This window comes from Streptomyces sp. NPDC051921, from assembly GCF_040680975.1.
GTDB lineage: Bacteria > Actinomycetota > Actinomycetes > Streptomycetales > Streptomycetaceae > Streptomyces.
This window is the reverse complement of record NZ_JBFAXU010000002.1, coordinates 18675-31754: the sequence shown is the minus strand read 5'-3', so window position 1 is coordinate 31754 and position 13080 is coordinate 18675. Positions and strand designations below refer to the sequence as shown.

8 protein-coding genes are annotated in these 13080 nt (G+C 74.0%); 5 read left to right on the top strand and 3 right to left on the bottom strand.

Annotated features, from left to right (window positions below; translation table 11 throughout):
• The first annotated feature begins 43 nt into the window (after positions 1-43).
• A complete protein-coding gene (locus tag AB0M16_RS02845; RefSeq protein WP_365338719.1) occupies positions 44-3094 on the top strand; it encodes a BREX system ATP-binding domain-containing protein in 3051 nt (1016 codons plus the stop codon).
• Here the strand turns inward: AB0M16_RS02845 and AB0M16_RS02840 are convergent.
• The 3 genes from AB0M16_RS02840 to AB0M16_RS02830 form a co-directional block, all read right to left on the bottom strand.
• The gene (locus AB0M16_RS02840) at positions 3091-3426 is read right to left on the bottom strand and encodes a DUF6191 domain-containing protein (protein WP_365338022.1); all 336 of its coding nucleotides are present in this window, start codon (positions 3424-3426) and stop codon (positions 3091-3093) included. The two genes, AB0M16_RS02845 and AB0M16_RS02840, sit on opposite strands and share 4 nt — an antisense overlap.
• 14 nt (positions 3427-3440) lie before the next feature.
• Positions 3441-4592 (bottom strand): PQQ-dependent sugar dehydrogenase, encoded by a 1152-nt coding sequence (locus tag AB0M16_RS02835; protein WP_365338020.1) that lies wholly within the window; start codon positions 4590-4592, stop codon positions 3441-3443.
• Between the two features lie 87 nt (positions 4593-4679).
• Entirely contained in the window at positions 4680-5681 is a 1002-nt protein-coding gene (locus tag AB0M16_RS02830; protein WP_365338018.1) for an aldo/keto reductase, read from the bottom strand.
• A 75-nt stretch (positions 5682-5756) separates the two neighbouring features.
• Here AB0M16_RS02830 and AB0M16_RS02825 point away from each other — a divergent pair, with 75 nt between their 5' ends.
• From AB0M16_RS02825 to ilvN, 4 genes are all read left to right on the top strand, one after another.
• Positions 5757-6719: a 2-hydroxyacid dehydrogenase gene (locus tag AB0M16_RS02825; protein WP_365338016.1), complete on the top strand. Its 963-nt coding sequence runs from the start codon at positions 5757-5759 to the stop codon at positions 6717-6719.
• Between the two features lie 846 nt (positions 6720-7565).
• On the top strand, positions 7566-10340 hold the full coding sequence (locus AB0M16_RS02820) for an EAL domain-containing protein (RefSeq protein WP_365338717.1): 2775 nt from the start codon (positions 7566-7568) through the stop codon (positions 10338-10340).
• Between the two features lie 246 nt (positions 10341-10586).
• Positions 10587-12434: an acetolactate synthase large subunit gene (locus AB0M16_RS02815; protein WP_365338014.1), complete on the top strand. Its 1848-nt coding sequence runs from the start codon at positions 10587-10589 to the stop codon at positions 12432-12434.
• Positions 12435-12463: 29 nt separating this feature from the next.
• The gene (gene ilvN, locus AB0M16_RS02810; protein WP_015036373.1) at positions 12464-12991 is read left to right on the top strand and encodes an acetolactate synthase small subunit; all 528 of its coding nucleotides are present in this window, start codon (positions 12464-12466) and stop codon (positions 12989-12991) included.
• Positions 12992-13080: the final 89 nt, after the last annotated feature.

Below are 13080 nucleotides of genomic sequence, written 5' to 3'. Positions count from 1 at the left end.
CCCGGTCGGCCCCCGCAGGAGCGGACCGACGGACGCCTGTGCGATGCTCGGCGCCGTGGAGACCAGGTCAGTCAGCCCCGTCTTCGTCGGCCGCGCCGGCGAACTCACCGCCCTCACCGAGGCGCTCTCCCGCGCGACCGCGGGAGAGCCCCAGGCCCTCCTCGTCGGTGGCGAGGCCGGTGTCGGCAAGACCCGGCTCATCGAGGAGTTCACCGACGCGGCCTGCGCCCAGGGCGCCGTCGTCGCCCTCGGCGGCTGCGTCGAGATCGGAGCCGACGGACTGCCCTTCGCCCCCTTCTCCACGGCCCTGCGCGCCCTGCACCGACGCCTCCCCGAGGAACTCGCCGCCGCCGCCGAAGGGCACGAGGGCGAACTCGCCCGACTCCTGCCCGAACTCGGCGACCCCGCGAGCCACGAGCCGGCCGCCGAGGACGCCACCGCCCGCCTCTTCGAGCTGACCGTACGGCTCCTGGAACGCGTCGCCGCCGGGCGCACCGTCGTCCTGGTCCTGGAGGACCTGCACTGGGCCGACACCTCCACCCGGCACCTGCTCGCCTACCTCTTCCGCACCCTGCGCCGCGGCCGGATCGTGGTCGTCGCCACCTACCGCGCCGACGACATCCACCGCCGCCACCCGCTGCGCCCCCTGCTCGCCGAACTCGACCGGCTGCGCTCCGTCCGCCGCGTCGAACTCGCCCGCTTCACCCGCGCCGAGGTGCACCGCCAGCTCACCGGCATCCTCGCCGCCGAACCCGACCCCGGCCTCCTCGACGAGGTCTTCGAACGCTCCGACGGCAACGCCTTCTTCGTCGAGGAACTCATCGCCTCCCACGAGTCCGGCTGCCACCCCGGCTCCCTCAGCGCCTCCCTCCGCGACCTCCTCCTGGTCCGCGTCGAGACCCTGCCCGAGGACACCCAGCGAGTCGTCCGGATCGTCGCCGAAGGCGGCTCCACCGTCGAGTTCGACCTGCTCGCCGCCGTCGCCCGGCTCTCCGAGGACGCCCTCCTCGACGCGCTGCGCGCCGCCGTCGGCGCCAACATCCTCCTCGCCGCCCCCGACGGCGACGGCTACCGCTTCCGCCACTCCCTGGTCCGCGAGGCCGTCAGCGACGACCTGCTGCCCGGCGAGCGCTCCCGGCTCAACCGCCGCTACGCCGAAGCCCTGGAGAGCGACCCCGGCCTCGTCCGCGCCGACGAGCGCGCCAACCGGCTCGCCACGTACTGGTACCACGCCCACGACGCCGCCCGCGCCCTGCCCGCCGTCCTCCGCGCCTCCGTCGAGACCCGCAAGCGCTACGCCTACGCCGAGCAACTGCGGCTTCTCGAAAGGGCCATGGAGCTCTGGGACGAGGTCCCCGACGAGGTCCGCGGCGGGCTGCGCCCCATGGACTACGCCGAGGCCTATCCCGCCTGCGGCTGCGACCCCGAGACCACCCCGCTGCGCTTCCTCGACCTGCTCGCCGAGGCCGCCGTCGCCGCCCGCCTCAGCGGTGAACGCGAACGCGCCCTGAAGATCGGCCGCACCGCGCTGCGGCTGCTCGACAGCGACGAGGAGAGCGACCCGCTGCGCGCCGCCTGGTTCTCCGTCGAACGGGCCCGCATCCAGTCCAACCTGGGCCGCGGCGACGGCTGGGCCGAGATCGCCCGCGCCCAGGAACTCGTCCGCGGGCTGCCGCCGTCCGCCGTGCACGCCGTGGTGCTCGCCGTCGCCGCCGGCTGGGGGATGCTCCGCAACCCCGGCCCCGACGCGCTGGCCGCCGCCGAACGCGCCGTCGAATACGCCCGCCTGGTCAAGGCCGAGGCGACCGAGCTCACCGCCCGGCTCACCCTCGGCACCATCATGGTGGCCGCCGGCGACACCGAGCGCGGCCTCGCCGAGATGCACGAGGTCCGCGAGCGGACCATGGCCCTCGGCCAGTTCCACGAGGCCTCGCGCGCCCACGTGAACATCTCCTCCTGTCTCGAAGGGCTCGGCCGATCCCACGAGGCCGTGGACGTCGCCACCGCCGGGATCGAGATGTGCGGCACCCGCGGCCTGGTCGACAGCGCGGGCTGGGTCCGCGCCAACCTCGCCGAGTCGCTCCACTCCCTCGGCGCGTGGGACCGGGTCCAGGAGGAGTGCGAACTGCTCCTGCGCACCGGCGCCGCCGGCACCAAGCCGGGCGGCACCGCGCTGCTGCTGCTCGCCCAGCTGGCCGCGGCCCGCGGCGAACCCGCCGTCGCCGCCGCCCGCCTCACCGAGGCCGCCGCCCGCTACGGCAGCCGCGACCCGATCCCGCAGTACAGCCTGCCCATGGCCCACGTGACGGTCGCCGTGGCCGCCGCCGAGGGCCGCCTCGCCGACGTACGCGCCGAGCTCGCCACCGCGGCCGAGGGCGGCTTCCAGCCCGGCACCCACCGCTACGGCTGGCCGCTCGTCCTGGCCGCCGTCGCCGCGGAGGCCGACGCCCGGGGCCTGCCGGCCGCCGCCGAGGGCCGCGCCGCCGCCCTCGACCTGGTACGCCGCTGCGTCCGGGGCCTGGCCACCCCGGCGCCGGTCTGGGAGGCCTACTCCCTGTACGTCTCGGCCGAGCTGGCCCGCGCCGAGGGCCGGGACAGCACCGAACGCCGGGCGGAGGTCGTCGACGCCTTCGCCGCGCTCGACCGCCCCTACGAGCTGGCGAGGGCCCGGCACCGGCTCGCCGACGCCCTGCTCGCCGAGGGTGGCCGGCGCGAGGAGGCCGCCGACCTGCTCCTCGAGGCCCACGCCACCGCCACCCGCCTCGGCGCCCACCCGCTGCGGGAGGACGTCGAGCTCCTCGCGGCCCGCGCCCGCCTCGGCACGCTCACCGCCGACCGGTCCGCCCGGCCGGAACCGGAACCGGCCGACGACACCGTCGACGCCTTCGGCCTCACCCCTCGCGAGCAGGACGTGCTGAGGCTGGTGTCCGAGGGCCGTACCAACCGCCAGATCGCCGAGGAGCTCTTCATCTCACCGAAGACGGCGAGCGTCCACGTCTCCAACATCCTCGCCAAGCTGGGCGTCGCCGGCAGGGGCGAGGCCGCCGCCCTGGCCCACCGCCTGCGCCTCCTGGAGCCCCAGCCCCAGCCCTAAGGCCCGTCGGTCGCGCCCGGCGTCCCGGCCTCGGGCGCGGTGTCCGCAGCGGTGTCGGGCGCGGTGTCGGGCGCGGTGTCCGCAGCGGTGTCGGGCGCGGTGTCGGGCGCGGTGTCCGCAGCGGTGTCGGGGGCGGGCGCGGTGTCCGCAGCGGTGTCGGGGGCGGGCGTGGCGCCGGGTATCCGAACCACGACCTTCCCCGAGGCCAGGTCTATCGGCCCCTTGTGCGGGGCACCCTCGCCCAGGTCCTCCCTGGTCAGGGCCAGCCGCTGCCGCTCGTCCTCGGTGTGCTTGCGGCCCGGCGCGAACAGCTCTTCCATCAGGTTGAACATTCGGTCTCGCCTTCCTACCCGACCTCCAGTCGGAGGATCCGGTCGTCACCGGGCCCGGGCGTGCCCCGGGTGTCGGTCTCGCTGGTCACCAGCCAGAGCCGGGCGCCGCCCCCGGTCGCCAGGACCGTGCGCAGCCGTCCGTACTCATCCTTGAGGAACGCCTCCGGCTCCCCGGAACGTTCCGCACCGGAGAGCGGGATACGCCACAGGCGCTCGCCCCGCAGCGCGGCCATCCAGATCGCGCCGCGCGCGTACGCGATCCCGCTCGGCGAGGCCTGGTCGGTCGACCACTGCGCCACCGGGTCCACGAACCCGGCCCGGCCGGCGCGGCCCTCGACGACCGGCCAGCCGTAATTGCGCCCCGGCTGGATCAGGTTCAGCTCGTCCCAGGTGTTCTGCCCGAACTCCGACGCCCACAGCCGCCCGTCCGCGTCCCAGGCCAGCCCCTGCACATTGCGGTGCCCGTACGAGTACACCACCGAGCCCGGGAAGGGATTGCCGGGCGCCGGGCGGCCCTCCGGGGTCATCCGCAGGATCTTCCCGCCGAGCGAGCCCTTGTCCTGGGCGAGCCCGGTGCGGCCCGTCTCGCCCGTCCCCGCGTACAGCATCCCGTCCGGCCCGAAGGCGATGCGCCCGCCGTTGTGGACCAGCCCCTTCGGAAGCCCGGTCAGCACCGGCTCCGGCGGCCCGAGCCGGTCGCCCGCCCCGCCCCCGTACCGCATGCGGACGATCCGGTTGTCCGAGGACGCGGTCAGATACGCGTACACCCAGCCGTCGCGCACGGCGAGGCCCATCAGCCCGCCCTCGCCGCCCGGCACCACCCCCGGCACCTCACCGAGCGAGGTCTGTCGCCCGGTCCGTGCGTCGACCCGGGTGATCGTCCGCTCGTCGCGCGAGGAGACGAGCAGGTCGCCGCCGGGCAGCTCGGCCAGGCCCCATGGCGACCTCAGGCCCTCGGCCGACGTCCCCGCCACCCGCACCCGGCCCGCGGCGCCCGACGGCGCCGCCGACGAAGCGGGCGGGCCCGACGGGACGGACGCCGAGGAGGCGGGCGGCGTCCCCGCCCGCCCGCCGTCCCCGTCCTGCGGCGACGAGCACCCGACGACCAGCAGCAGCAGGGCGGCGGCGCCCGCCACGCCCCCGACGACGACTCGGCCTCGACCCATGCTCCCGATCCCTTCCCGCGGCTGCCTTCCTCTGGTGATACACCGCTCGCGCCGTTCGGGTTCCCGGCCACACGCCGGATCATGCGCTCAGTCCCACGACCCCCGGGGCGCCGGCAGTGCCGCGATCTCCGCCAGGTCCGCCGCGTCCAGCTCCAGCTCCGCCGCCCCCGCGTTCTCCACGGCCCACCGCTCCCGCTTGGCACCCGGGACCGGGATCACGTGCGGGCCCCGGCCGAGCACCCACGCGAGCGCCACCTGCGCCGGCGTGACCCGCTCGCCGTGCCGGGCCGCCACCCGGCGGAGCCCCGCCACGAGCGGCTGGTTGGCCGCCATCATCTCGGCCGTGAAGCGAGGGTGCCGGGCCCGCGGGTCGTCCGCCTCGAACCCGCCGCCCGGCGTCAGCGTCCCGGTGAGATAACCGCAGCCCAGCGGCATCGCGGCCAGGAAGCCCACACCTCGCGCCGCGCACCAGGGCAGCAGCCGCTCCAGCGCCTCCGGCGACCACACCGACAGCTCGGCCTCGACCGCGCTCACCGGGAAGACCTGCTGGATCCGCTCCAGTTGGCGGATCGTTCCCTCGTAACCGCCGCCGGGCACGCCCCGCCGGGCCGACCGGGCGCCCACCGCGCACAGCCCGAGCGCCCGCACCTTGCCGGCCCGCACCAGCTCGGCCATGGCGCCCCAGGTCTCCTCCACCGGCACCTCCGGGTCGGCCCGGTGCAGCTGGTACAGGTCGATCACGTCCGTCTGCAACCGGCGCAGCGAGGCGTCGCAGGCCCTGCGCACGTACCCGGGGCGCCCGTTGGCCACGACGTGCTGGTCGCCCACGAGCAGGCCGACCTTCGTCGACACGAAGGCGTCCGCCCGGCGCTCCTTCAACACCCGCCCGAGCAGCAGCTCGTTGGTGAAGGGGCCGTACATGTCCGCGGTGTCGAGCAGGTTCGCGCCGACGTCCAGGGCCGCGTGGACCGTCCGCAGCGAGCGGTCGCCCCGCTGCTGCGAGGCGCTGTACGCCCAGCTCATCGGCATGCATCCGAGGCCCACCGCACCCACTCCGAGCGCCGCCGCCCCGATCGTCCTGCGCTCCACCTGCCGGTACCCCTCCCTGTGCCGCCCCCCAAAGTAACCAATGGCGCGCGGGATTCTTCGCTTAGCCTCGCCCACATGACACTCGATGACTCCGCCGCTGACGTGTGGCTTCCGATTCCGGCCGACGAGATCGACGGACTGCCCGCGCCGGGCGCCTCGGGCCTGAACTACCGTTTCTGGGACGGCGGACCGGACTTCCCGGCCGACCCCGCGCGCTGCGCCTTCTACGTGGTGCCGTACATGAAGGGCGAGCGGATCGCGGTGCGCCCGCTGGCGGCGATGACCTCGCTGCGGGCCGTGCAGACGCTCTCCGCCGGCATCGACCACGTCACTCCCGGAATCGACGCGCTGCGTCCCGGTGTGCGGCTGTGCAACGCCAAGGGCGTCCACGAGGCCAGCACCGCCGAGCTGACGCTCGCCCTGATCCTCGCCTCGCTGCGGGGCATCCCCGGCTTCGTCCGCGGCCAGGACGCCGAGGAGTGGCGGGCCGGTTTCTACCCGGCACTCGCCGACAAGTCCGTGCTGATCGTCGGGTACGGGTCGATCGGGGCCGCCATCGAGGACCGGCTCGTTCCCTTCGAGTGCGCGCGGGTCGTGCGCGTCGCGCGCTCCGCGCGTGCCACCGAGCGCGGTCCCGTCCACCCGTTGACCGAACTGCCCGCCCTGCTGCCCCAGGCCGACGTGGTCGTGCTCTCCACGCCGCTCACCCCCGACACCCGTCACCTCGCCGACGCCGGATTCCTCGCCCGGATGAAGGACGGCGCCCTCCTGGTCAACGTGGCGCGCGGTCCCGTGGTGGACACCGCGGCGCTCCTGAAGGAGGTGGAGACCGGCCGGATCGCGGCGGCACTCGATGTCACGGATCCGGAACCGCTGCCCGCCGGGCATCCGCTGTGGCACGCTCCCGGTGTCCTGGTCAGCCCCCACGTGGGTGGCTCCACCTCGGCGTTCATGCCGCGCGCGAAGCGCCTGCTCGCGGCCCAGCTGACCCGCTTCGCGGCGGGAGAGGAGCTGGCGAACGTCGTCCTGACCACCTGAGCCGCCGCCCGGAGCCGCCGCTCCCCGCTGTCGCCCCGGTGGTGCGCGCCCCCCGAGTGCGCCGGTCACGAGCCCTCCAGGCCGTCACGGAGAGTACTGCACCCCTGTCCCTGAGTGACGATCCTGGTGTATGGTCCCGGGGCGGGGGACTGCGTCGAGAACGGGCAGACGCTGGGGAGCGAAGTGACGGGACATCAGATTCCGAGGGGGGCGACGGGTGAAGCACGGCCGAGTGACCGACGATCCGACGCGGCGGTACCGCCGGCGACCATCCCCCCGCGCCTCGCGGCCACCCTTCCGGACCAGCCGGTCCCGGACCGGCCCGCCCGCACGGCCGGGCCCGGCGCGGCCGACGCCGCTCACCGCCCGGCCGGCGCCCCCGGGGGCCACGTCGCCGTGCCCCCGCCCCGCAGCGGAGACGGCCCCGCCCCCGACGACGGCGGTGCACGGGCCACAGCGGTGCCCTCGGCGCCATCCCGCGCCCCCGGCGCCCCGGACAGAGCCCCCGACGGCGACTCCGCCGCCCCGGGCGACAGCAGCGCCCCGACCGCCCCGGGTGACGGGGGCGCCCCGACCGCCCCGCCCGCCCCGGGCCACGGGCGTGCGCAGGCCTCCGGCCGTGCCGCCCGCGCCGCCGGCCGCTGCTCCGGCCACGACGAGCCCTCCGGCGGCTGTGGCGGGCACGAGGCGGCGGGCCCCGACCGCCGGCGGGACGCCCTCGGAGCGCAGCACGCGCACGAGCATCCCGGTGAGGCGCCGGAGGAACCGGTGACGGCCGGGACCCTCGTCGGCCGGCGCCCCGTCGCCGCCGGCGGGACCGGGCCACGCACCGGCGCCGGGCCCGAGCTGCCGGGGCCCGCCGCCGGGGGAGTGCTCGCCCAGATCGGGCTCGGGCTCCTCTGCGGCGGGTACGCGACCGGTGCCGCCCTCGGCTGGGGATCCCCCCGGCTCTCCCTCGTCATGGGCGACTTCGGGCTGAGTGCCGCCGCGTTCGCCGCCGCCGTGTCCTGCCTGCTCTACGCCCGCGGGCACCACCGCAGCTTCCGCCCCGCGTGGCTCCTGTTCGCCTTCTCCTCCTTCATGGCCGCCGTCGGCAACGCCGTCTGGGGCTGGTACGAGGTCGTGCTGAGGACCGAGGTGCCCAGCCCCTCCGTCGCCGACGTCTGCTTCTTACTCTTCGCCCCGCCGGCCATCGTCGGCCTGCTCGTCCTCGCCAAGCGGCCCGTGACCCGGGCCGGCTGGGTCTGCCTCGGGCTCGACGCCTGGCTCATCGGCGGCTCGCTGCTGACCCTCTCGTGGAGTCTCGCCCTCGCGCACACCGCGTACGTCCCGGGCGAGAGCGTGGCCAGGGCCGCGCTCTCCCTCGCGTACCCGCTGCTCGACATCGTCCTCGTCAGCATGGTGCTCGCGCTGCACTTCCGGCGCTCCCACGTCAACCGCTCGGCGATCAACACGGCCATCGCCGCCCTGGCGCTCACCGTGCTGTGCGACGCGCTGTTCACGTCGCCGCTGCTGCGCGAGCACTACAGCTCGGGGCAGCTCCTGGACGCCGGCTGGTTCGCCGGCTCGCTGCTGCTCGCGTACGCGCCCTGGGGTGTGCGCCGCTCCGTGGACGTGCCGCCCGCCGCCCGCGTCCGGCACCCGCACAGCCGCCCGCTGGCCGGCTCGCTCGCCGCCCTCACCCCGTACCTCGCGGCAGCGGTCTGCACGCTGGGCATCCTGTACAACGTCGTCGAGGGACGCAGAGTGGACCGCGTCGTCGTCCTCACCGGCTGCGCGGTCGTGCTCGCCCTGGTCGTCCGGCAGGGCATCATGCTGCTCGACAACATCGCCCTCACCCACGAACTGGCCCAGAAGGAGAACCACTTCAGGTCCCTCGTGCAGGGCTCCAGCGACGTCATCATGATCGCCGCGCCCACCGGCATACTCCGCTACGTGAGCCCCGCCGCCTCCGGCGTCTACGGCCGCGAGGCGGAGGACCTGATCGGCTCCGAGCTGGCCTCCCTGATCCATCCCGAGGACCTCGGCGGGGTCGTCCACGAGGTGCGCCGCTTCCTCGCCGCCCCGCCGTCCGAGGAGCCCACCACCCGGATCGAGTGCCGCTTCCGCTCCGGCCGCGGCGACTGGCTCAACGTCGAGTCCACCGTCAACCGCCACCAGGGCGGCCTGATCTTCAACAGCCGCGACGTGACCGAACGCGTCCGCCTCCAGGCGCAGTTGCGGCACAACGCGGAGCACGACCCGCTCACCGACCTGCCCAACCGGGCCCTGTTCACGGACCGGGTCCGGGGTGCGCTGAGCGGCCGCCGCGCCTCCGATGCCGGCACCGCCGTGCTCTTCATCGACCTGGACGGCTTCAAGGGCGTCAACGACCGCCTCGGGCACCAGGCCGGCGACGAGCTGCTCATCCAGGCCGCCCGCCGGCTCCAGGACTCCGTACGGGCCGGGGACACCGCCGCCCGGCTCGGCGGCGACGAGTTCGCCGCGCTCATCCTCGGCGACGGCACCCGCGACCGGGCCGACCGGGAGTGCCGCGTCCACGAGATCGCCGACCGGTTGCGGGTGCGGCTCTCCCAGCCGTACCGCCTGGACGGCGGCAACGAGGTGCGGGTCGCCGCCTCCATCGGCGTCGCCTTCGCCGAGCCCGGCCTCAGCGCCGGGGAACTGCTGCGCAACGCCGACCTCGCGATGTACCGGGCCAAGGCCGGCGGCAAGGACCGCGTCGAGCTGTACGCCCCGCAGATGCAGGCCGAGGTGGTCCGCCGTACCGAGCTCGCCGCCCGGCTGCGCACCGCCCTGCACGACGGCGAGTTCGCCCTGCTGCACCAGCCCGTGGTGGACCTGGCCACCGGCCGGATCGCCGCCGTCGCCGCGCAGGCCCGCTGGCGGTCCGCCCAGGGCATCCTCTTCACCCCGGCCGAGTTCCTGCGGGCCGCGGACGGCGAGCGCACCGCCGAGCTCGGCCGCTGGCTCCTCGAAGAGGCGGTCGAACAGGCCGCCGAGCGGGCCGGGATCGGGCATCGCACGCCGGTGACCATCCGGCTGTCCGCCCGTCGTCTGCTCGACCGCTCGCTGCCGCTCGGCTCCGTGGAGTCCCTGCTCACCCGGCACGGGCTGCCGTCCGGCTCCCTGATCGTCGAGCTCGCCGACAGCGACCCGCGGGACCCCCGGGTCACCTTCGACGAGCTGGAGCAGCGCCTGGCCGCGCTGCGGCGCCTCGGGGTCAAGATCTCCCTCGACGGATTCGGCAGCGGACACGCCGCCATCAACGCCCTGCGCCGCCTTCCGGTCGACATACTGAAACTGGACCGGGGTCTCGTCGAGGGCATCGTGGAATCGGCCAGACTGCGCAAGATCACCAGCGGTCTGCTCCGTATCGCCGGCGACCTCGGGATGCAGTCCGTCGCCGACGGGGTGGACATGCCCGAGCAGGTGCTGGCCTTGCGCGCCATGGGCTGCACCCATGGTCAGGGCATGGCCTTCTCCGGCCCGCTCGACGAGTACCGGCTGCGCCGGGCCCTGGTCAGGGACGAGTACCCGCTGCCCGTGCCGGTTCCGGTGACTGCCGGAAACCGTCCCCCGTTGCGCTCAAATAGTGAGACGCCCGTCCCACCCACTTGACAGTGGCAGCGCGTCGGGGGGAGGGTCAGTGCCATGCGCACCCGAATTCTCGTACTTGGAAAGCGCGTCGGCTGAGGCAGGCCCAGAGAAGGCCCGCCTGAAACGCTCCCGACGCGCTCCCCTCGCTTGCCTCCCGGCACGAGGGGTTTTTTGTTGCACCGGCTCACCCTGAAGTCGTACCAAAACCTCGCAAAACGCCTCGCACACCACCTCGCACCAACCCTCTGCTTCGAGAAGAGAACGCTGATGACCGAGCAGGCCACCGGGCACCATCCGCAGCCGCGCACCCGTAGCGGCGCACCGTCCGCCACCACCGTCGAGCACGTCACGGGTGCGCAGTCCCTCATTCGCTCTCTCGAGGAAGTGGGCGCCGACACCGTCTTCGGCATCCCGGGCGGCGCGATCCTCCCGGCGTACGACCCGATGATGGACTCGACGCGCGTGCGCCACATCCTGGTCCGCCACGAGCAGGGCGCCGGCCACGCCGCCACCGGCTACGCGCAGGCCACCGGCAAGGTGGGGGTCTGCATGGCGACCTCGGGCCCGGGTGCCACCAACCTGGTCACGCCGATCGCCGACGCGCACATGGACTCCGTCCCGCTGGTCGCGATCACCGGCCAGGTCGCCTCCAAGGCGATCGGCACGGACGCCTTCCAGGAGGCGGACATCTGCGGCATCACCATGCCGATCACCAAGCACAACTTCCTGGTCACCAAGGCGGAGGACATCCCGCGGACGATCGCCGAGGCCTTCCACATCGCCTCCACCGGCCGCCCCGGCCCGGTCCTGGTCGACATCGCCAAGGACGCCCTCCAGGCGAAGACCGTCTTCAGCTGGCCGCCGCAGACCGACCTGCCCGGCTACCGCCCGGTGACCAAGCCCCACGCCAAGCAGATCCGCGAGGCCGCCAAGCTGATCACCGGCGCCAAGCGCCCGGTCCTGTACGTCGGCGGCGGTGTCCTCAAGGCCGGTGCCACCACCGAGCTGAAGGTCCTCGCGGAGCTGACCGGCGCCCCGGTCACCACCACCCTGATGGCCCTGGGCGCGTTCCCCGACAGCCACCCGCTGCACGTGGGCATGCCGGGCATGCACGGTGCCGTCACCGCCGTCACGGCGCTGCAGAAGGCCGACCTGATCGTCGCCCTCGGCGCCCGCTTCGACGACCGCGTCACGGGCAAGCTGGACAGCTTCGCGCCGTTCGCCAAGATCGTCCACGCCGACATCGACCCGGCCGAGATCGGCAAGAACCGCGCCGCCGACGTCCCGATCGTCGGTGACGCCCGCGAGGTCATCGCCGACCTGGTCCAGGCCGTCCAGGCCGAGCACAGCGAGGGCAACAAGGGCGACTACACCGCCTGGTGGAGCGACCTCAACCGGTGGCGCGAGACCTACCCGCTGGGCTACGACCTGCCGGAGGACGGCAGCCTCTCGCCGCAGCAGGTCATCGAGCGGATCGGCAAGCTCGCGCCGGAGGGCACGATCTTCGCCGCGGGCGTCGGCCAGCACCAGATGTGGGCCGCCCACTTCGTCGACTACGAGAAGCCGCGCACCTGGCTCAACTCCGGCGGCGCCGGCACGATGGGCTACGCGGTCCCGGCGGCCATGGGCGCCAAGGCCGGCGAGCCCGACCGCACGGTCTGGGCGATCGACGGCGACGGCTGCTTCCAGATGACCAACCAGGAACTGGTCACCTGCGCCCTGAACAACATCCCGATCAAGGTCGCCATCATCAACAACGGCGCCCTCGGCATGGTCCGGCAGTGGCAGACCCTGTTCTACAACCAGCGCTACTCCAACACGGTGCTGCACTCCGGCCCCGACGACGTCAACCCGGAGGCGCGGGGCACCCGCATCCCGGACTTCGTCAAGCTGTCCGAGGCCATGGGCTGTGTCGCCCTGCGCTGCGAGGACCCGGCCGACCTCGACAAGGTCATCGAGGAGGCCAACGCCATCAACGACCGCCCGGTCGTGATCGACTTCATCGTCCACGAGGATGCCCAGGTCTGGCCCATGGTCGCCGCCGGCACCTCCAACGACGAGGTCATGGCCGCCCGGGGCGTCCGCCCCGACTTCGGCGACGGCGAAGACGACTGAAGCGCAGAGCGAAGGAAGAGACCCACACCATGTCCACCAAGCACACGCTCTCCGTCCTGGTCGAGAACACGCCCGGCATCCTCGCCCGGATCGCCGCCCTGTTCTCCCGCCGCGGCTTCAACATCGACTCGCTCGCCGTCGGTGTCACCGAGCACCCCGACATCTCCCGCATCACCATCGTGGTCAATGTCGAGGACCTGCCGCTGGAGCAGGTGACCAAGCAGCTCAACAAGCTGGTCAACGTCCTGAAGATCGTCGAACTCGAGCCCAGCGCCGCGATCCAGCGCGAGCTCGTCCTGGTGAAGGTCCGCGCCGACAACGAGACCCGCTCCCAGATCGTCGAGATCGTCCAGCTGTTCCGCGCCAAGACCGTGGACGTCTCGCCCGAGGCGGTCACCATCGAGGCCACCGGTTCGAGTGACAAGCTCGAGGCGATGCTGAAGATGCTGGAGCAGTTCGGCATCAAGGAGCTCGTCCAGTCGGGCACGATCGCCATAGGGCGCGGCTCCCGGTCCATCACGGACCGGTCCCTGCGGGCCCTCGACCGCAGCGCCTGACACGCCCGACACCGAGCCGACCGTCAAGACGGGTCGACCGACGGTCCACCCGACGGTCCGCCTGGCGAGACCCGAAAACCTTCCTCCCG